Source organism: Calyptranema fuscum S582, from assembly GCF_055793305.1.
In genome coordinates, this window is record NZ_JBSLYH010000015.1 from 21,663 (window position 1) to 40,127 (window position 18,465).

Below are 18,465 nucleotides of genomic sequence, written 5' to 3' on the forward strand. Positions count from 1 at the left end.
GAAAGTATATCTCGCGTTCAATCATTGCTTTCATGTCCTATGCCTACCCATGCAGAATTTGCCAAATTATGGAACCCTGGTCTATCTGGCATTGAGTTGTTTAGCGCTCAATTGATTCGTCATCACTTTGGCAAGCACTTTCATGAAGAATATACGATCGGGATGAATGATGCGGGTCTGGGGTGCTTTTTGCATGGCGGAGAAACCCACTGTGCTTATCCTGGTCGTTTCAATTTGATTAATCCGGGTGCCGTGCATACGGGACAAGCTAAATCTACTGAGGGTTGGACGTTTCGTAATCTTTATGTGAGTGTATCCAGGGTGGAATGCATCCTGGCTCAACTGGAGTGGGATGGTAACAGTTTGCCTTACTTTCATCAGCCTGTGGTGTCGGATCAAGTGTTGCAATGTTCTTTCCATCGCTTGTTTCGAGGGTTGAGTGGACCGACGTCATTGCTGGAACAACAATCTTATTTGCTCCAGTTTTTTGCCCATTTGTTTTTGAACTATACGGAGTCGAGTCGCGGGTTGCGATCGCATCACTCGTTATCTCATACTTCATGGCGATCTGAGACGAAAGCAGTGGCAATGATTCGAGATTATTTGGAAGCACACTATACTGAAGCCATTTCTATCAATGTGCTGGCACAAGTTGCCGGACTCAGCCCCTATTATTTGATTCGTACGTTTCATCAACAAGTTGGCTTGCCGCCCCACAGCTATCAACGGCACTGGCAATTATTGCAAGTAAAGCGATCGCTTCATACTGCCAAACCACTTGCAGATCTGGCTATGGAACATGGGTTCTATGACCAAAGTCATCTCAATCGCTGTTTCAAGCGGACGTTTGGTATGACACCGGGGCAATATCGTCAGGGCAATTTCGTCCAATACGGCTAGGTGGGTGTGCGATAGGATGCGGACATGCTCTGCGTTCTACACATTACCGATGACGTTACTTAAAGATTTCTCTGTGTCTGCGGCGATCGCAGGCTTTGTGACCGTTTTAGTGGGGTTTACCAGTTCAGCGGTGATTGTCTTTCAGGCAGCGCAAGCACTGGATGCTTCACCGGCTGAAATTGCTTCGTGGATGTTTGCCCTTGGGATCGGCATGGGTCTGACCTGCATTGTCTTGTCCCTGCGCTATCGGGTTCCGGTGGTCACGGCCTGGTCTACACCGGGTGCCGCCATGCTGATTACAACGGCGGCAGGGGTGCCGATGCAGGAGGCGATCGGGGCATTTTTGATCTCTGCTGCATTGATCACGGTTTGCGGGTTTAGTGGCTGGTTTGAACGAGCAATCAATCAAATTCCAATGTCGATTGCGTCGGGGATGTTAGCCGGTGTGCTGTTGCGGTTTGGGTTAGATGTTTTTACATCAATGCAAACGCAATTTGGCATGGTCTTTGCTATGTTTTGTACTTATCTGATCATGCGTCGGGTTTTGCCGCGCTATGCGGTGGTGGCTGCTTTAGTGCTTGGTATTGTGATTGCGGCGATTCAAGGACTGCTGCAACTTGACACGATTCATTTACAACTGGCAAAACCGCTGTGGACGATGCCGCAGTTTTCTTTGAGTGCATTGATTGGGGTAGCGTTACCCCTGTTTGTGGTGACTATGGCGTCACAAAATGTGCCGGGGGTAGCCGTGATTCGGGCATCTGGATACTCTGTACCAATTTCGCCGTTAATTGGTTGGACGGGTGCCGCAACGTTGCTGCTGGCTCCCTTGGGTGCCTTTGCGCTGAATCTGGCGGCGATTACGGCGGCTATCTGCATGGGACGAGAAGCCCACGAAGATCCGTCAAGGCGTTATGTGGCAGCGATCGCCGCTGGATGTTTCTATATTTTGATTGGTTTATTTGGTGCAACGGTGGCGGCAGTGTTTGCGGCGTTTCCCAAGGAATTAGTGTTGGCGATCGCTGGATTAGCTTTATTGGGCACGATTGGTAATGGCTTAGTAACTGCATTAGCACAGGAAACTGAACGAGAACCGGCACTGATCACCTTCCTGGTGACGGCTTCGGGTGCAACACTGTTTGGCATTGGTTCGGCGTTTTGGGGCTTGGTAGCAGGTGCATTGGCTCTGATGGTGTTACAAGCTCGTCGTCGCCCGGTTGAAGTATCTCTACCCAAACCTTAATGGATCCTCATAAACTTGAATATAGTTTTGGGGAGAGTGCGGCTCCGCCGCACTCTCCCCAAAACCATTGGGAATTGTGCTCTTGCTTGAGAGAGGAATGAATGTGAACGTGAAACCGAAGGTTTCACGTTCACATTCATCCCCAAAGCCAGCAATGCTCACACTATGGCAGACTGGAATGAAAGAGATAACGTATGGTTGTGAAAACGCCACTGCTTCGTGAAACCTGTCTTGCGACCCTCCGCCAGAATCGTCAGTGGGATGTGATTGTGGTGGGTGGCGGTGCCACTGGCTTAGGAACTGCTGTTGAAGCCGCCAGTCGGGGATATCAAACATTAGTCTTGGAGAAGTATGACTTTGCTAAGGGTACATCCAGCCGATCGACTAAACTGATTCATGGTGGGGTACGTTATCTGGCTCAGGGCAATCTGCCACTGGTGCGAGAAGCCTTACATGAGCGGGGATTGCTCCGCCGTAATGCGCCCCATCTGGTGCAGGATATATCCTTGTTGGTACCGGGGTATGCCAGCTGGTCGCAGCTCTATTATGGTGCTGGGTTGAAGCTATATGATGTGCTATCGGGACGGTTGAGTTTTGGGCAAAGTCGATTCCTCAGCCAACAGGATGCGTTGGAGCAAGTGCCCACGTTGAATCCCTCTGGTTTGCGGGGTGGCATTTTGTATCATGATGGTCAATTTGATGATGCTCGTTTAGCCATCACCTTGATGCAAACTTTGATCGATCTGGGAGGTATGGCACTGAACTATGCACCCGTGATGGGCTTGATCAAGTCGGGAGAAACGCTTGTGGGGGTTCGGGTGCAGGATGCTGAAACTGGAGAGTCTCTGGATATCACAGGTGCCACCATCATGAATGCAACGGGTGTGTTTGTCGATACGGTTCGCCGCATGGATGATTCATCGGCTCCTGATCTGTTGTCTCCCAGTCAGGGGGTGCATGTGGTAGTCGATGCGAAATTTCTCCCCAATCACTGCGCCTTAATGATTCCTCGCACCGACGATGGACGGGTTTTATTTGCTTTGCCCTGGCATGGCAAGACGTTGATAGGGACGACTGATACCCCGGTGACTCAACCAGAGTATGAGCCACGTCCATTGGCAGCAGAGATTGACTTTATTTTGCGAACGGTTGCTCACTATCTCAGCCCTGCACCGACGCGATCGCACGTCTTGAGTGTATTTGTCGGACAGCGTCCTCTGGTTAACGCCAGCCGAACCACATCAACCGCAGCCCTCTCCCGCGAACATACCATCGTCTGCTCTAAATCGGGTCTGTTAACGATTACAGGGGGCAAATGGACAACTTACCGCAAAATGGGCGAAGACGGGATCAATCAAGCGATTCGCCAGGGATTTCTACCTGCGCGACCCTCTATCACCCAACACTTGCACCTGCATGGCTGGACGCAAACCCCAGACGCATTTCCTTGGGATGTTTATGGCAGTGATGCGATCGCAGTTCGGCAACTGCCTGGAGCCGATCGCTTGCTACATCCCCGCTTACCCTATACCGAAGCTGCCGTTTATTGGGCAGTCCGCTATGAAATGGCACGCACGGTCGAAGATATATTGTCTCGACGAACGCGATCGCTAGTATTGGACGCAATGGCGAGCATTGAGGCGGCTCCCAGAGTAGTAGCTATTTTGGCAAAAGAATTGGGGTTAAGCGATGATTGGCAACAATATCAGATCAACACCTATCGAACATTGGCGATGGGATATCTGCTCGATCAAGACATCGATAGCAGCCCGAAATTATGAGAGGCGCACCCCGCAGGGGTGCGCCTCTCACAAACCAGTTGGCATGGCTATACATGCAAAGAGCTGACTTCTCCTTCCCTGCGGGGATCAAAAATCAGCTCTTTCAAGAATGTAACTTGAGGGCTTAGCTGGCGATCGCTTGCTCGTGCTTTTCCTCTTCCTTTTCCGGTTCGTGCTCAATCACAAACACATTGGAATAAAGATTGGCAATGATCTGTTGCCCTTGTTGGGTCAGCGAGAGATAGCGCAACCCATCCTTAACATACGGAAAAACCCCATTCCAATAAAATTTAGGATAGTTTTTGCGCAGATCCCCAGGATGACGATAGCCCAGGTCTTTACTGACGCCAGTCTCTTCAAACTCGTAGTAAAGTGCGCCAATTTTTTTAAGATAGCGGGGATCGCTAAGCTGACCAATCAAATCCGCCGCCCGTACTAACCCCGGATAGTTCATGGTGTCTTGATGATCATCATCTCTGGGTACCGGGAAGCGGGTCAATTCGATATTTTTCTTGACCGTGTCCGAGCTAATTAGCTTATTGCTACCAAACCGCTCATCAACAAACAGCTTTGCCCGATCCACATGGTAAGGCGTCAAGCTCGCATCCGATGCACCGGGGGGTAGGTTTACACGCGTGTCTCCTTGCCCCGTTGCATACCAACCATCCCGGTCTGAGCGGCAAACCCCTTTGACATAGCCAATATCATGGCAGACCAGGGATATGACAAAATGCAGCCAGTCTTCGCAAGAGACCCCACCCTCGCGAATATGTTTGCCCCGCAAAATTTCTTGCCCGACCAGCGTGACAAGAATAGTATGTTCGACGTTGTGGTACAAAGCATCGCTGTTGGCGATGTTCTCTAGAGCCATGGCTCCAATCCAGCCGATGATGTCCTCATAGTCGGACTTTAGCCCTCCGTAGGTATGGCGATAGCCCTCCTTGAGCTTCGTAACAAAGTCCGTAATCAAGAGTTCAGTTGCGTTAAACATCCTGGGTACTCACTTGTGCCGAGAAAAACTAGAAATCATCTGGGCTTATACAGTCGAGTGAGCTGGTGAATATTAAACGCACCAGTTCACACGTCTACTGTTAACTTAGCGTAACTGAGCATCATGGAATGTGAGCTAAAGCAATTGTAAGATTTGTATTAATCGCCTCTTGCTTACGCTGGAAACGCTTAAAAATCAGCTGTTCCAATGCATTCCATCCGTTTCTGTTTATTTGAAGAAATATTTCTGGGATCAGACCTTTCCTACAAATAATTCCATAAAGCGGATTCAGTACGAGTTATTTTAATTCTACCGAATTTAGAAAGGTCTATGTGAGTTTCTACGAATTTCAAGGGAAGACGATTTTCAGGTGAGGCGATCGCCCCTGAAATGTTATCCTGGAATACGCAGAATAGTTTTTCGTGCGGGTGTAGTTCAGTGGTAGAACGTCAGCTTCCCAAGCTGAATGTCGTGGGTTCGAGTCCCATCACCCGCTTTAACGATGAAAAGACCTAAATTCAAGTGTTTCAGGGCTTTTCGTGTTTTAGTGCTTACTCGGTCAATAGTTCAAAATTTCTCAGAAACTCTTTAAGATTGGGGCTTTTTAGATGTGTTTGGGTGTAATTTGGGTGTAAGACAAACGTACTGGCAAGATTGCACCCATGTACTCAAAAACTCTGACAGGCAAGGCTTCTAAGGGTTCGGTTCAGATTCTTGTTTCTAACAATCGCTTGCAACTGCGTTTCAGGTTTGCTGGCAAGCGTCACTACGTTTCACTTGGTTTTTCCGATACTTTAGAGCATCGGAAATTAGCAGAAATGAAAGCTAGAGAGATCGAGCTAGATATTCTATCTGGGCATTTTGAGGGGATTGAGAAGTATAAACCGCAATCTGTTCTCAGCACGGCTGATCCTATTACCCCAATTTTTACCCCAAAACCAAGTGTGGATGAGCTATGGGCTAAATTTATTGAGTACAAAACTCCTCAATGCTCTCCCAACACAATGAAATATATGTATGGGGTTTATTCTGGCTATGTTGCAAAATTGCCTACGCATGACCTGGATCAGGCTGGAAAGATTCGAGACTTTGTTTTGAAAGCAATCCCTATCGATTCAGGAAAACGGTTTATCACCCGACTATCCGCGTGCTGTGATTGGGCGATGAAATCAGGCATGATTTCGGAAAATCCCTTCTCAGGTATGGCAACGGAGATCAAGCTGCCAAAATCAGCCAAGAGTGAAGGAATTAATGACATCAGCCCATTCACCCTGGAAGAGCGAGATGCCATTATTCAAGCCATTGAAACGAATTAATTTTGTCCAAAGGCATCTGGATTTAAGCACAGTCGCTATACTTCACTGATCAAATTTCTGTTCATGATGGGTTGTAGACCGTCTGAAGCGATCGCGCTTCAGTGGAAGCATATCTCCTCTGATTTCAGACAGGTAGTGTTTGAGCAGGTCATGATCAATACTGATGCTGGCAGAAAGATCAGAAGAGGTCTGAAAACTCAAGAGCGTCGAAAATTTCCCTGTAATGATTCCCTTAAAGCAATGTTGAGATCGATCAAACCTGAAAATGCTGAGCCTGAAACTTTGGTGTTCTTGTCTCCTGAGGGTAAAGCAATCGACCTTAATAACTTCAGAAATCGAACCTGGAAGACTGTTCTGAAAGGGTTAGGGATTGAATACCGAAAGGTTTATCAAACACGTCATACCTTTATTACCCATGCACTTGAGACAGGTAAATTAGATGCTAAAGATGTAGCGAGGTTAGTCGGTAATTCACCAGAGATTATCTACAAACACTATGCAGGTAATAAACGGGAATTGTTTGTTCCTGAATTTTGATTGCTCTCTACAGTGCGATCGCACTATTAAGCCATGAGCTTAAATTTGCTTGATGAATCAGATCACCGCAGGGATTTAAGCAATACGATAGCCTTAAATTTTCCCTTGAGGCAGCGTATGTCCGAAATTCGACCCGTTCTTCTGGAAACCGAACGATGGCATGACCTACACCATTTATGTTGAATCTAAGACGCCTGTAGACCTACCAACCGACCTGCCTTCACCTGCCGGAGTTGACGAGGACGAACGGGAATTGATGGGTATTACTGATGATACGGTCGCTAAACTCAAAGAAATTCATGGCACAATTCGTGCCTATGCCTGGTATGCGATCGGGGCATTTAAAAACTTTGGGGGTGCTGAAATTGAAGATGAAATGAATACAACAGGGTACAGAGGGGTTTGCCATAATATGCAAGATAGCTCCAGAGCTGTGCCTGTAATAGGGGATGATTTCTCTCATGTCTGAAATCAGTAGTAACACCCCAGATTCCTCGGTTACGGTGGTGATTTCACGTCGGGTAAAGCCGGGATGTGAAGCTGCATTTGAAACATTTTTGCTGGGAGTCACAGCCGCGTGTAGCCAGTTTTCAGGATATTTGGGCAGTAGTATTTTTCGTCCCGCCAGTCGCGATGATCCGGAATATCGGGTCATTTTTAAGTTTGATCGGCTTAGCAATCTCCGGCGTTGGGAACTGTCAGACGATCGCCAGCGATGGTTTGCTGAAGCAGAAGCATTAACGGAGTGCCCGCCCAACGTTCAAGTGTTGACGGGTTTAGAAACCTGGTTTACGTTGCCCGGAAAGGCTGCCATTGTTCCCCCACCTCGCTACAAAATGGCGGTGGTGACGTGGTTAGCTGTTTTTCCATTGATCACGGGTATCTCTCTATTGCTGCAACATCAACTGGTGCTGCTGCCGCTGGTGTTGCGTGTCATGGTGGTGACAGCGATCGCTGTTCCGACGATGACCTATTTTCTCATGCCGCAAATGACGCGACTTTTTGCAGGATGGTTGTATCCAGTCCCCGTGCAACGTTCAACCGATCTACCGGATGAACCCCGCCCGCTTGCCCTTGAACCTGGTGTAGCGCAACCGTTGGATCAGGCTCTGGCTCTTGATCAAGCATTGCCGATTGAGGTGCCGATCGCATCATCTCCGACTGATTCACTCCATTCCTTTGAGGATAATAGAGCGACGGTTGAGCAGGTGATCTGAAGTATGTCCATAACACTACTTGCGATCGCACTACAACAGGCGATCGCAGCTGGAATCTTGCCGATGAACCTGAGGTTTGGGATTAGGGTAAGGTCTCACAGGCTCGGCGATCGCCATCGCCATCGAGTCGGAATGGATCGCCTGATGTTAGTCTAATTTGGCGATCGCCGGTAAGCGGACTTGAAAACAGGTGCCTTTGCCTAATTGGCTGCCGACTGAAATGGTGCCACCACTGCTCTGAGCAATGCGTTGAGCGATCGCCAATCCTAAACCTAGACCGCCTTCTCGATGCGATCGGGCACGGTCTGCGCGCCAAAAGCGATCGAAAACAAACGGTAGATCTTCGGTGGCAATGCCAATGCCGGTATCTTCTATGCGAACAAGGGCACAGCGATCGCTACGACTTAACGTCACTCGAACGTGACCCCCTGCTGATGTATATTGAAGAGCATTTTGAATCAGATTGCTAAACAATCGTGTCAACTGGCTACTATCTCCCATGACAGAACCGACGTCGGCTAGATCGGCTTGCAAGGCAATACCTTTGAGCTGGGCTTGCAACTCGCAGTTATCGATCAACTCTTGCAATAATTCATTTACAGGGATGGCTAACCACCGCTGATGAGCACTGGGTTGGGCAGTATCAAGGCGCGTGAGTAATAATAAATCTTCTGCTAAATGGGTCATTTGCCGCGTAGCACTGGCGATCGCATCTAACTTTTTGACATCTGCTGGATGAATCCGTTCGGGATGGCTTTGCATGACGTCAACCGAGGTTTTGATCGCGGTTAACGGCGTCCGCAGTTCGTGCGAAGCATCGGCTGTAAACTGTTTCAATTGTTGAAAATTTTGCTCAATCGGTTGCAATGATTGTCGGGTTAACCACATCCCACCTGCGGCGGTTAAACCCAATGCTACTAAGCCTCCAATCCCCAAGCCCCACTGAAGGTGTTCAAGGACAACTTCGATGGGTTGAATTGATTCATTGATGCGCACATAGCCTTGAATCTGGGTTTGATGGTTTGGATAGCGATCGCCATAGACGGCAATGGTTAGAGTGCGAATATGCCCGACCGTATGGGGCATTGCCAGGCTTCTTTTTTCAACGGTACGGCTGCTGAGAAATAACCCACCTGACTTAATCAGTGGTTGCCCATGTTCATCAAACCATTCAGCTCCTTGGGGTGCCCGAAAGTTTTGCCAGGGAATATCGGTCGGTTCAGTTTGAGCGGTATTGGCAGAATCGTCTGGGTCGTCGGGTTCGTCACCCGGTTGGATGCCTAAATAGTGCTCTTGATACTCCTCTTTCACGTCTTTGATGCTCTGGGCAGCCGCTTCTGCCAGTGTCATCAAGCGATCGTCGAGTTGTTCATACAGACTCCGGGCAAATAGTTGATAGACGGCGATCGCAGAGATGCCCAAAATAGCTGCCATCACTCCCAAAAAGGACAACAGTAGCCGCCACCGCAATGATCGAAATTGAGCCTGATCAGTCGTCACTTGTTTTCAACCGATATCCCAAACCATAAACTGTTTCAATTAAATCTGCCGATGCCCCGGCGCTTCTCAATTTCTTACGCAATTCCTTTAAATGCACTTTGACGGTTTCTTCACTGGGCACATCAGCAAACGTCCACAAATGTTCGATAATGGCACCACGACTGAGCACTCGACCATTGGTGCGCAAAAATAGCTCTAACAAACTATATTCTTTTGGGGTCAAATGCACCGGATTTGCGGCATAGCTAACCTGACAGGTACTGGGGTCAAGCCGCAATAGCCCACATTCCAGCACCGGGGGTAATGCCTGATTGCCACGTCGCAACAAAGCCCGTACTCGGGCAAGTAATTCTTGTAAATCAAACGGCTTGACAACGTAATCATCTGCTCCGGCATCTAAACCGACCACCTTATCGCTGCTGGTATCTTTTGCCGTTAGCATCAAGATCGGCAGTTGTTTGCCCGATCGCCGCAGTTTTTGGCAGAGATGAATACCATTTAACTTCGGTAGCATCAGATCCAGCAATATCAGGTCATACTCATACGCCTCCGCCAGATCTAGCCCTGCTTGACCATCGCCTGCCACATCAACCGCATAGGTTTGATCGGTCAAGGCTTCTGCCAAAGCATTGGCGATGCGTTCGTCATCTTCTACCAAAAGAATTTTCATAACCCACTGCTCAACACACGCATTATCAGGGCTAAACCTGGACGAAAACTTGGCTTCCTTCTACTCTAACGGGATAGGTTTGCAACGGTGAACGGACGGGCCCTCTGACAACAGAACCGGCAGCAGAAAATTCCGCTGCATGGCAGGGGCAAACAAATTTATTTTGATCTGCTTGCCAATCGACTCTACACCCTTCGTGGGGACAGCGGCGATTGAATGCTACCAGGTTGCCAGCAGCATTACGAATCACTACCAGATGGGTATTGCCGATTCTGGATTCGATGCTGGCAGTCGCCTGATCGAGTTGACTGAGCGTTCCCACGACTCGATAGCTCGGAACCTGGGCGATCGCCGTTCCTGGGGTTGAGGGTTCGGCATCACTGGATTTAAGAAATTCTGGCGCATAAGCAGCCAAAGCCCCGACCCCCGTGATCAGAAGAAATGTGCGTCTATCCATAACCGATTCCGATTCTCAAAAAGCAAGTGAACTGTCTGGGCGATGCTGGTTTTGCGTGAGGCTAATTTGCGATCGCCATACGTGCAGCTTAGGCAGTCAAGGTAAAGAAATTGGGGTAGTGATGTCAGTGGGTAGCGTTGATTGCTCCCGCTCGGAGCAGGGGTTTCACACAACCGCCTGATTTAACCGTCTCGACGGTTGCTATATGCTCTGTCGGTCATTCGGATGAGTCCGGTCGGAGGAGGTGCGATCGCCTGACTCCGATTTAAACTGGAAACATAGCTCAATAGCATTAATGACTTAAGACTTCGTCAGCGTTAACTTTCAGGGTTTTCGGTCTCTGATCACGCTCCCTGAGACCTCGGAGGTTTCCAAAACCTCCGAGGTCTAACGTCCTACCATCACCCCCCATCTGGATATTGATAAAGCCCTAGAGGCAAAACAAGGAATCGGGAGAAATTTGGGGGTGGTCTCGTAAGCTAGAGGTTCATTTTGTTCAGTATTTATTGAACAAAATGATATGTTATGATTGTTTAAGAAACGTTACGCAAATGCAACTCCAAGTGAGTAATCAACCATCCTTTGAGCTGATTCACTTCATCGAAGAAGTTGGACTGATGTTTGAGCTGGTGGGTCTACCCCGCATGGCTGGGCGTATCTTCGGTCGGCTGTTGATCTCTGACCCACCCTGGCAATCGAGTGCTGAGCTAGTCGAGGTGCTGCAAGCCAGCAAAGGTTCGATCAGCACCATGACTCGTCTGTTAATTCAGATCAGTTTGATCGAACGGATTAGCCTACCGGGCGATCGCCGCGACTACTTCCAGATCAAGCCCAATGCCTGGATGCAAATGACCGAACAACGGTTGGCTCAAGTTGCAGCGTTTCGTCAATTGGCTGAGCGAGGGTTAACACTCATGGAAAACACCGCGCCCCATTTGCGGGGACGGTTGCAAGAAATGCACGACGTCCACGTTTTTTGGGAACGAGAACTCCCTCTGCTAAGTCAGCGATGGCAAGATGAGCGCGAACGTGAAGCAAAGTCCAGAAGTTAAGGATCGTGGGTTAAATCAAATCGACGGTTGAATCGTTTTCAGGAGCGAATGACCGTTCGTACAACCAATCATCGACATTATTTAATTCTCATTCCTAAGTAGCTCACTATGAGAATGCCAGGTCAGCATCCGTTCAGTCTTTAAGCCGTCTTCAACCCTTTTTCGTCAGTCTGAAACGCCGCCTATCCACTGCTCCGCCTTCAATACCCCCTTGATCGGATTGAGCCTCAGCAACGCACCCTTAACCCCCGGATCGTATCTCCATCTCAAACCCCTCCCCTAGCAAAAATGTCTAGTTTTATGCAACTTCCTATGATTGGTAAAGTTCGTCAACCTGCTCCCTGGCTGTTGGGGGTGGTTGCTGCGGGTGTGATTGGAGCTGGCGGAATTGCCGTCGTCATGATTCGCCAGAATGCCACACCTGTCGATATTAGCCAGATGACGGTGCCCGTTGAGGCGGAAAAATTGACCGTGCGGATTACGGCAAGCGGAACTGTGCAACCCGTGCAGACGGTTAACTTGAGTCCTAAGACCACGGGAATTCTGGAAAAACTGTATGTGGAACAGGGCGATCGCGTTACCCAGGGTCAGGTGATTGCCCGCATGGAAAGTAGCACGATCGCCGCAGAACTGGCGCAGGCAAATGCCAGAGTTGTGCAGGCAGACGCCCGACTGGCAAGGCTTAGAGCCGGAAATCGTCCTCAGGAAATTGCCCAAAACCAGGCAGCCGTAGAGCAAGCCCAGGCGAGAGTCAATGAAGCGGCAGCTCGCCTGGAACTCGCCAATGCCAGAGTCGATCGCAATCGCACCCTGGCAAGTGAAGGAGCCATCTCTCAAGATGATCTCGATGCTGTCTTAAATGAGGCGCAAACGGCGAGAGCCAGTTTCGAACAAAATCGGGCGAGTTTACGCGAAGCGCAACAACTTCTATCCTTAACCCAGAGTGGTAGCCGTCAAGAAGATGTTGCAGAAGCGATCGCCCAATTAGCAGAAGCCAGAGCCAGCTTGCAGGAAGTCCAGGTGCGTCAGGAAGATACGGTGATTCGCGCACCGTTTAACGGCATCATTACGCAAAAGTATGCGACCGAAGGTGCCTTTGTGACACCGACAACATCGGCGTCGGAGGCAACGTCAGCCACGTCTACGGCGATCGTTGCCCTGGCAGAAGGGTTAGAGATTTTGGCAGAGGTGCCTGAGGTTGATATTCAACAGCTTCGAGTCGGGCAACGGGTCGAAATTGTAGCGGATGCTTATCCCGATCAGGTGTTTCAGGGTGAAGTCAAGCTGATTGCACCGGAAGCGGTGGTCAAACAAAATGTTACGTCTTTTCAGGTGCGGATCTCGTTGGTGACCGGGGAAGACAAATTGCTGTCGGGTATGAATGTAGATGTCACGTTTATTGGGGATGATATGCCCAATGCCATCGTGGTGCCGACGGTGGCGATTGTGACGAAAGATGGAGAAACGGGTGTGCTGGTGCCCGATCGCAGTAACCAACCTGAGTTTCGTCCGGTGGTACTTGGTACGGCGGTGGGCGATCAAACCCAAGTTCTAGAAGGGCTTCAGCCCGGAGAGCAGGTGTTTGTAGATATCCCGGAAGATTCGGAATGGAATCAGCAAAATAATCAACAAAGCCAGTAAGGTGATGCCGCATGGATCTGTTAGAAAGTGTCAAGATGGCGGTAAAAACGCTGACTGCCAACAAGCTGCGCAGTAGCCTGACGATGCTGGGGATTATTATTGGCAATGCCTCGGTCATTACGATGGTGGGGGTGGGGCAGGGGGCGCAACGCTATGCGTCTGAGCAGTTTGAGTCGTTGGGTCCCAACGTGTTATTCATCATTCCGGGAAGTAGTGAGGCGCGAGAAAATACGTTTGAATTGCCGCGTAATTTGACGTTAGAAGATGCCAATGCGATCGCCTCTCAGGTGCCTTCGGTCAACGCTGTTGCCGCCCAACTGCAAAGCCAGCAACCCGTGATTTATCGCAATCGTACTGCCAGTACGTTAATCGTAGGTACCACCCCAGATTTTACGATCGTCCGTGATTTTGACGTGGCACAGGGGCGCTTTTTTACCGATCTGGATGTGCAACGGAATAATCGCGTCGCTGCTATTGGTTCCGAAGTTGCAGAAAAGTTTTTTGGCAATGCGAATCCGATTGGTCAACAGATTCGGGTCAAAAACATTAGCTTCCAAGTGATTGGGGTGATGGAGTCGAAGGGAGCGTTTTTGGGCAGTAATCAGGATGATGTTGTGATCATTCCTGTGACCACCATGACCAGTCGAATTACGGGAAATACATCTCCCTATGGCACTGAAGTCACGTTTATTTCGATCATGGCGAGAGATGAAAATTCCATTGGAGCTGCCGACTTCCAGATCACTAACTTGCTGCGATTGCGCCACAAAGTCGTCAATGAAAATGACTTTACCGTGCGAACTCAGAAAGATGCGCTGACGATTGTCGGCAATGTCACCGGAGCGCTGACCTTGATGCTGGCGGCGATCGCCGGAATTTCCCTATTCGTCGGCGGCATCGGCATTATGAATATCATGCTGGTTTCTGTCCGCGAACGCACTCAAGAAATTGGACTCCGCAAGGCGATCGGCGCATCTCAAGACGATATTTTGGTGCAGTTTATGATTGAAGCCGTGATTCTTGCTGCCCTCGGCGGTGCGGTAGGTACGGTGATTGGTGTCGGTGGCATTAGCCTGATTTCCGCAATCACGCCACTTAAAGCTGGAGTTTCTTCTGTCGCCGTGATCATGGCTGTTGGTGTATCGGGTGCGATCGGGTTATTTTTTGGTGTCTTTCCGGCGCGCCAGGCTGCCAAACTCGACCCCATCGTGGCACTGCGCAGTGCTTAAGGTCATGATGTAATCAAACCTGATTCTTTTGAAGCGAGCCACAGCTCTGCGTCTCCTCTCTAAAAGAATCACACGTTAATGAAGTTTCCCGTTTGTCACCCACTATGTCTCAACCGATTATTCGCCTCGAAGCTATCTATAAGATCTATGGTGCTGGTGAAACTGAAGTCAGCGCTTTATCTAACATCAATCTGATTGTCGAACCCGGAGAATATTGTGCCATTATGGGACCCTCCGGTTCGGGTAAATCGACAGCAATGAATGTGATTGGGTGTCTCGATCGCCCAACCTCAGGGTCTTATTATCTCGATGGGGTTGATGTGGCAGGGTTATCGGATACCGAGTTAGCCCACATCCGCAATCGCAAGATTGGCTTTGTCTTCCAGCAATTTCATTTATTGCCCCAGTTGACCGCGTTAGAAAATGTCATGTTGCCTATGGTCTATGCGGGTGTTTCGCCCCAAGAACGCAAAGAGCGAGCATCGGCTGCATTAACCCGTGTGGGTTTGGCAAATCGTTTGAACAATCGACCCAATCAACTATCGGGGGGGCAACAACAACGGGTGGCGATCGCCCGTGCCATCGTTAACCAACCTGTATTGATTCTTGCGGATGAACCCACCGGGGCATTGGACTCGCATACGACCCAGGAAGTCATGGGGATTTTTTCAGAATTAAATAATAGCGGCATCACCGTCGTTATGGTGACTCACGAACCCGAAGTTGCCCGACTGACCCGGCGTATTGTCTGGTTCCGGGATGGTCAAATTTTGCACAATAACCTGGCTCCTTCTGACCTGGCAGAAGCCACCGTTGGCGCATAAAGGCGATATATAGCGCTGTGCAGGTTGATTCAGTACGGTGTTGTGGGGCGCGGAGCGCCCCACAACACCGTTTCTGTACTTAACGAACTTGCATACTGCTATATAAATCAAGAGGTCATGTGAGAACCCGCGCGGAACGCGGGTTCTCACATAAACTTTGTGCCAAAACGATCATCGTAAGGGACCTGAAATGCCGCTACGGTTAGACCAGATGGCTTTGTGTAGATTTACTTCATCTAAATTGGCATGTTGCAAATTGGCTTCAGACAAATCGGTTTGATAAACTTCGGCATTTTTGAGATTGGCATCTCGCAGATTGGCATGACGCAGATTGGTGCCGCTCAAATACGCTTCTGTCAAATTTGCCCCACTTAAGTCTGAACCTGTCAAATTCGCATTACTCAAATCAGCGCCACACAGATTGACACCCCGCAAACTTGCCCTCGAAAGGTTAGCGTTACTGAGGTCAGCCAGGCTTAAATTTGCGCCATTTAACTTTGTTTCGCTCAGATTTGCATTTCGTAGATCCGCACTGCGAAAATCTGTCTGGTTTAAGTCTGCCTGGGTGAGGTTAGCATTTTGCAAATCTGCCCAGCGCAAATCTAGCGATCTGCCGATGATCAGGCTGAGGTTTGCTCCCGTCAGTTTTGCCTTATGAAAATCGCTGTCTTGCAGATCGGCATAGAGCAAGTCTGCGCCTTGCAAGTTGGCATAACTGAGGTTGGCATTGCGTAATTCTGTACGGCTTAAGTCCGCGCCACTTAAGTTACTTTTGCGCAGGTTTGCCTGGTTAAGAATCGCTCTGGGTAAATGAATGCCGCTAAGATCCGTGTCTCGCAGCATTAATCCCGTAAAGTCGGGTTTGATGCCCAATTTCACCAGATGGGTTTGTCGCCATTCATTCCAGCTATCTACCCCTTTGAGCAAAATTTCGAGTAAATCCAGATCTTGGCTAGTCATACAGCGATCGCCTCTAAGATACACCACTGGGTAAAACCGTGCCTTGCAGATTGGCACCTTCAAAATTCACATCTTGTAAGTTTGTGTCTAATAAAATGGCGTCACTCAAATTTGCCCCACTAAAATTAGCGGCGTTGAGGGTTGCTCCTGTCAGGTTGGCACCCACTAAGATGCTGCTACTCAAGTCGGCACCTGTGAGATTAGCCTGGCTGAGGTTAGAGCGACTCAGATCTGCCAAACTTAAATTTGCTTGAGAAAAGTTAGCGTGAAGTAAATTCGTTTCGATCAAAATGGCACCGATTAACGTTGCTTCGGTTAAATCGGCACCTGCCAGATTGGCTTCTGTGAGAACTGCTCGGATCAGATCGACTAAATGAAGGTTCGCCTTCGACAAATTTGCCTTTCTCAAATGCGCTTTTCTCAAATTGGCTTCGATGAGAATAGCGTCACCCAAATTTGCCTCGTGTAACACCGCATCCGAAAAGTTAGTTCCGATTAAATAGGCTTCGGACAAATCACTTTTTTGCAGAATTGTTTTACTAAAGTTGGCGTTAATTAAAATCGAACGGCTGAAGTTGGCTTCTGTAAAATTGGCGTCGCTTAAGTTGGCATCACTCAGGTTGGTCTCGCTGAGGTTGACTCGTTTCAGCGTCGCACCCTTTAACTCAGACAGACTCAGATCGGGTTGCACCTGAACAACTTGTCGCCAACTGTTCCAAATTTCTACGCCTTTGTTGAGTAGCTCAAACTGTTCTTGATCTGCCATGGGATAAATTGTCAAGTGCAATCTCTTCAATTATTCCCAGGCGGCTCTCACCTATCCGGAAAGTTGCCAGGGGGCGATCGCACCCCAAAATTGCAAATCGATTTAAAACAAGTGATGTGTTGAAAAGCGGTGCTTCGCGCCGCTTTTCAACACATCATCCGCTGGAGTCTGATCGCCTAGCGCTATGGGGGACTAAAAACCCCAGTTCCGCTTGGGACCGACATCCAGGTGCAAAATATGTTTTCTATTGCCGGGATAAATGCCAAGACCACCGGGCCACCAGGGCAATGCCAGTTTGCCCAAATCTCGCCCCATGTACCCAGCCACGACAATGTCTACCCCTTTGCCTGCCAGATGCTGGCTGCGTTTTGCCCCACCTGCACGGCTATTAAAGGGTTCAGGACGATACCAGGACGTAATACGGAAGGGTTTTCCGATTTGCTTCCTAAACTTTTCTAGCTGAGTTGCAGCAGCAATGATGTTGTCTGCGTGTTCCGGTGTTTGCGGAATGCGAGAGCCTCCATGGGTGGCTTCACCCCACGTAAACACCCCCCCTGCAACAATCGGTTGGTCGGTATATACCGTGCCTTTACCTCCGGGTAGGGTTAGCTTTTGCCCTTTATATGACCCTGGTGTCGGTGCCGGTGCCGGTGCCGGTGTAGAGGCAGGTGCTGCGGTCGGTGTAGCTTCTTTGGGCAAAGGATAGACGACATTACCGTCATATTCCACTTGAGCATGCAGCTCATATACATACCAGGTACTCAAGCCCTTGATGTATTGTTCCTGGTTGTTGATGGCAAATTTGATGTGGTCGTTAAACTCTCCTTTGGCATCCGCATAGGCGTAGGAATGCAAATCAAAAGTCATGTCCTTGGGCACTTTATACATCTCATCGGCTGCCAGCTCAGATGACTGCACAGGGCGACGCTTGAGTACTGTATCTTGTGTAATTTTGAGAACTTGAGCTGCCGTTTGCTCTTCCCAGGGATAGACAATTTGCCCATCAAACTCTACTTCTGCAAAGCGATTGAACACAAACCAGGTGTTGAATCCTTTAACGCTGGTACCTTGCAACGTAAATTTGATATGTTCATCAAAATCTCCAAACGAGTCCGCATAGGCATACGACTCGATGGCATATTCTGTTCCATCTGCGACCGGGAATTTTTCTGCGTCAGTCAGCTCGCCAGCATAGACTGGACGCCGTTTTAAAACAGCTCTGGGGTCAGTTATTCTTAAAATGCGTTTAGTTGCCATTCGTCAATCCTCTTAAACGATGCATTAGTTGAATTGCGCTGCTCACGAACGACCATCTCGAACCGATGGGGGGTGGCTAAACATTGAAGGATAAATTTGCAGAACGTTGCGATCGCAACGCCAT

Annotated in this window: 19 protein-coding genes and 1 tRNA gene; 13 read left to right on the forward strand and 7 right to left on the reverse strand. The window is 49.1% G+C overall.

The window, feature by feature from the left end:
• Window positions 1-39: 39 nt before the first annotated feature.
• From ACR6Z4_RS12175 to ACR6Z4_RS12185, 3 genes are all read left to right on the forward strand, one after another.
• Window positions 40-900, forward strand: coding sequence for a helix-turn-helix domain-containing protein (locus ACR6Z4_RS12175; protein WP_479717542.1), 861 nt, complete (start codon window positions 40-42; stop codon window positions 898-900).
• 49 nt (window positions 901-949) lie between these two features.
• Window positions 950-2,143: a benzoate/H(+) symporter BenE family transporter gene (locus ACR6Z4_RS12180; protein WP_479717543.1), complete on the forward strand. Its 1,194-nt coding sequence runs from the start codon at window positions 950-952 to the stop codon at window positions 2,141-2,143.
• Between the two features lie 194 nt (window positions 2,144-2,337).
• A complete protein-coding gene (locus ACR6Z4_RS12185) occupies window positions 2,338-3,924 on the forward strand; it encodes a glycerol-3-phosphate dehydrogenase/oxidase (RefSeq protein WP_479717544.1) in 1,587 nt (528 codons plus the stop codon).
• A 124-nt stretch (window positions 3,925-4,048) separates the two neighbouring features.
• On the opposite strand, the gene ACR6Z4_RS12190 is transcribed toward ACR6Z4_RS12185, so the two are convergent.
• Window positions 4,049-4,915 carry an Npun_R2479 family HD domain-containing metalloprotein gene (locus ACR6Z4_RS12190; protein ID WP_479717545.1) on the reverse strand — a complete coding sequence of 289 codons (867 nt, stop codon included), beginning with the start codon at window positions 4,913-4,915 and terminating at the stop codon, window positions 4,049-4,051.
• Between the two features lie 424 nt (window positions 4,916-5,339).
• On the opposite strand from ACR6Z4_RS12190, the gene ACR6Z4_RS12195 reads away from it, so the two are divergent.
• From ACR6Z4_RS12195 to ACR6Z4_RS12220, 6 genes are all read left to right on the forward strand, one after another.
• A tRNA-Gly gene (locus ACR6Z4_RS12195) sits at window positions 5,340-5,411 on the forward strand.
• Window positions 5,412-5,577: 166 nt separating this feature from the next.
• Window positions 5,578-6,231 carry an Arm DNA-binding domain-containing protein gene (locus ACR6Z4_RS12200; protein ID WP_479717546.1) on the forward strand — a complete coding sequence of 218 codons (654 nt, stop codon included), beginning with the start codon at window positions 5,578-5,580 and terminating at the stop codon, window positions 6,229-6,231.
• Window positions 6,232-6,276: 45 nt separating this feature from the next.
• Window positions 6,277-6,768 (forward strand): site-specific integrase, encoded by a 492-nt coding sequence (locus tag ACR6Z4_RS12205; protein WP_479717641.1) that lies wholly within the window; start codon window positions 6,277-6,279, stop codon window positions 6,766-6,768.
• A 160-nt stretch (window positions 6,769-6,928) separates the two neighbouring features.
• On the forward strand, window positions 6,929-7,237 hold the full coding sequence (locus tag ACR6Z4_RS12210) for a hypothetical protein (RefSeq protein WP_479717547.1): 309 nt from the start codon (window positions 6,929-6,931) through the stop codon (window positions 7,235-7,237).
• The gene (locus tag ACR6Z4_RS12215) at window positions 7,230-7,985 is read left to right on the forward strand and encodes a hypothetical protein (RefSeq protein ID WP_479717548.1); all 756 of its coding nucleotides are present in this window, start codon (window positions 7,230-7,232) and stop codon (window positions 7,983-7,985) included. Before ACR6Z4_RS12210 ends, ACR6Z4_RS12215 begins: the two co-directional genes overlap by 8 nt.
• A 3-nt stretch (window positions 7,986-7,988) precedes the next feature.
• Window positions 7,989-8,141, forward strand: coding sequence for a hypothetical protein (locus tag ACR6Z4_RS12220; protein ID WP_479717549.1), 153 nt, complete (start codon window positions 7,989-7,991; stop codon window positions 8,139-8,141).
• Here ACR6Z4_RS12220 and ACR6Z4_RS12225 read toward each other — a convergent pair.
• Genes ACR6Z4_RS12225 through ACR6Z4_RS12235 form a run of 3 tightly spaced genes read right to left on the reverse strand, consistent with a single transcriptional unit; the run spans window position 8,133 to window position 10,612 of the window.
• Window positions 8,133-9,419 (reverse strand): sensor histidine kinase, encoded by a 1,287-nt coding sequence (locus tag ACR6Z4_RS12225; RefSeq protein ID WP_479717550.1) that lies wholly within the window; start codon window positions 9,417-9,419, stop codon window positions 8,133-8,135. The two genes, ACR6Z4_RS12220 and ACR6Z4_RS12225, sit on opposite strands and share 9 nt — an antisense overlap.
• A 55-nt stretch (window positions 9,420-9,474) precedes the next feature.
• Complete coding sequence (locus tag ACR6Z4_RS12230) at window positions 9,475-10,155, reverse strand: response regulator transcription factor (RefSeq protein WP_479717551.1); 681 nt, start codon at window positions 10,153-10,155, stop codon at window positions 9,475-9,477.
• Between the two features lie 31 nt (window positions 10,156-10,186).
• Window positions 10,187-10,612, reverse strand: coding sequence for a Rieske (2Fe-2S) protein (locus ACR6Z4_RS12235; RefSeq protein ID WP_479717552.1), 426 nt, complete (start codon window positions 10,610-10,612; stop codon window positions 10,187-10,189).
• Between the two features lie 551 nt (window positions 10,613-11,163).
• On the opposite strand from ACR6Z4_RS12235, the gene ACR6Z4_RS12240 reads away from it, so the two are divergent.
• The 4 genes from ACR6Z4_RS12240 (at window position 11,164) to ACR6Z4_RS12255 (ending at window position 15,358) form a co-directional block, all read left to right on the forward strand.
• Entirely contained in the window at window positions 11,164-11,664 is a 501-nt protein-coding gene (locus ACR6Z4_RS12240; RefSeq protein ID WP_479717553.1) for a GbsR/MarR family transcriptional regulator, read from the forward strand.
• A gap of 288 nt (window positions 11,665-11,952) precedes the next feature.
• Window positions 11,953-13,305 (forward strand): efflux RND transporter periplasmic adaptor subunit, encoded by a 1,353-nt coding sequence (locus ACR6Z4_RS12245; protein ID WP_479717554.1) that lies wholly within the window; start codon window positions 11,953-11,955, stop codon window positions 13,303-13,305.
• Between the two features lie 11 nt (window positions 13,306-13,316).
• Window positions 13,317-14,534 carry an ABC transporter permease gene (locus ACR6Z4_RS12250; protein ID WP_479717555.1) on the forward strand — a complete coding sequence of 406 codons (1,218 nt, stop codon included), beginning with the start codon at window positions 13,317-13,319 and terminating at the stop codon, window positions 14,532-14,534.
• A 104-nt stretch (window positions 14,535-14,638) separates the two neighbouring features.
• Window positions 14,639-15,358, forward strand: a complete 720-nt coding sequence (locus ACR6Z4_RS12255; RefSeq protein ID WP_479717556.1) for an ABC transporter ATP-binding protein — start codon at window positions 14,639-14,641, stop codon at window positions 15,356-15,358.
• A 171-nt stretch (window positions 15,359-15,529) separates the two neighbouring features.
• Here the strand turns inward: ACR6Z4_RS12255 and ACR6Z4_RS12260 are convergent, their stop codons facing one another.
• The 3 genes from ACR6Z4_RS12260 to ACR6Z4_RS12270 all read right to left on the reverse strand — a co-directional run bounded on the left by ACR6Z4_RS12260 (window position 15,530) and on the right by ACR6Z4_RS12270 (window position 18,341).
• Window positions 15,530-16,318: a pentapeptide repeat-containing protein gene (locus ACR6Z4_RS12260; protein ID WP_479717557.1), complete on the reverse strand. Its 789-nt coding sequence runs from the start codon at window positions 16,316-16,318 to the stop codon at window positions 15,530-15,532.
• Window positions 16,319-16,331: 13 nt separating this feature from the next.
• Window positions 16,332-17,084, reverse strand: coding sequence for a pentapeptide repeat-containing protein (locus ACR6Z4_RS12265; RefSeq protein ID WP_479717558.1), 753 nt, complete (start codon window positions 17,082-17,084; stop codon window positions 16,332-16,334).
• Window positions 17,085-17,276: 192 nt separating this feature from the next.
• Window positions 17,277-18,341 (reverse strand): YcbK family protein, encoded by a 1,065-nt coding sequence (locus ACR6Z4_RS12270; protein WP_479717559.1) that lies wholly within the window; start codon window positions 18,339-18,341, stop codon window positions 17,277-17,279.
• Window positions 18,342-18,465 lie beyond the last annotated feature (124 nt).

What these genes read in the sequence shown, in the direction of transcription:
- ACR6Z4_RS12175 (WP_479717542.1), top strand. Translation starts at nt 40, where the DNA reads ATGCCTACCCATGCAGAATTTGCCAAATTATGGAACCCTGGTCTATCT.
- ACR6Z4_RS12180 (WP_479717543.1), top strand. Translation starts at nt 950, where the DNA reads ATGACGTTACTTAAAGATTTCTCTGTGTCTGCGGCGATCGCAGGCTTT.
- ACR6Z4_RS12185 (WP_479717544.1), top strand. Translation starts at nt 2,338, where the DNA reads ATGGTTGTGAAAACGCCACTGCTTCGTGAAACCTGTCTTGCGACCCTC.
- ACR6Z4_RS12190 (WP_479717545.1), bottom strand. Translation starts at nt 4,915, where the DNA reads ATGTTTAACGCAACTGAACTCTTGATTACGGACTTTGTTACGAAGCTC.
- ACR6Z4_RS12200 (WP_479717546.1), top strand. Translation starts at nt 5,578, where the DNA reads ATGTACTCAAAAACTCTGACAGGCAAGGCTTCTAAGGGTTCGGTTCAG.
- ACR6Z4_RS12210 (WP_479717547.1), top strand. Translation starts at nt 6,929, where the DNA reads ATGACCTACACCATTTATGTTGAATCTAAGACGCCTGTAGACCTACCA.
- ACR6Z4_RS12215 (WP_479717548.1), top strand. Translation starts at nt 7,230, where the DNA reads ATGTCTGAAATCAGTAGTAACACCCCAGATTCCTCGGTTACGGTGGTG.
- ACR6Z4_RS12220 (WP_479717549.1), top strand. Translation starts at nt 7,989, where the DNA reads ATGTCCATAACACTACTTGCGATCGCACTACAACAGGCGATCGCAGCT.
- ACR6Z4_RS12225 (WP_479717550.1), bottom strand. Translation starts at nt 9,419, where the DNA reads ATGGCAGCTATTTTGGGCATCTCTGCGATCGCCGTCTATCAACTATTT.
- ACR6Z4_RS12230 (WP_479717551.1), bottom strand. Translation starts at nt 10,155, where the DNA reads ATGAAAATTCTTTTGGTAGAAGATGACGAACGCATCGCCAATGCTTTG.
- ACR6Z4_RS12235 (WP_479717552.1), bottom strand. Translation starts at nt 10,612, where the DNA reads ATGGATAGACGCACATTTCTTCTGATCACGGGGGTCGGGGCTTTGGCT.
- ACR6Z4_RS12240 (WP_479717553.1), top strand. Translation starts at nt 11,164, where the DNA reads ATGCAACTCCAAGTGAGTAATCAACCATCCTTTGAGCTGATTCACTTC.
- ACR6Z4_RS12245 (WP_479717554.1), top strand. Translation starts at nt 11,953, where the DNA reads ATGTCTAGTTTTATGCAACTTCCTATGATTGGTAAAGTTCGTCAACCT.
- ACR6Z4_RS12250 (WP_479717555.1), top strand. Translation starts at nt 13,317, where the DNA reads ATGGATCTGTTAGAAAGTGTCAAGATGGCGGTAAAAACGCTGACTGCC.
- ACR6Z4_RS12255 (WP_479717556.1), top strand. Translation starts at nt 14,639, where the DNA reads ATGTCTCAACCGATTATTCGCCTCGAAGCTATCTATAAGATCTATGGT.
- ACR6Z4_RS12260 (WP_479717557.1), bottom strand. Translation starts at nt 16,318, where the DNA reads ATGACTAGCCAAGATCTGGATTTACTCGAAATTTTGCTCAAAGGGGTA.
- ACR6Z4_RS12265 (WP_479717558.1), bottom strand. Translation starts at nt 17,084, where the DNA reads ATGGCAGATCAAGAACAGTTTGAGCTACTCAACAAAGGCGTAGAAATT.
- ACR6Z4_RS12270 (WP_479717559.1), bottom strand. Translation starts at nt 18,341, where the DNA reads ATGGCAACTAAACGCATTTTAAGAATAACTGACCCCAGAGCTGTTTTA.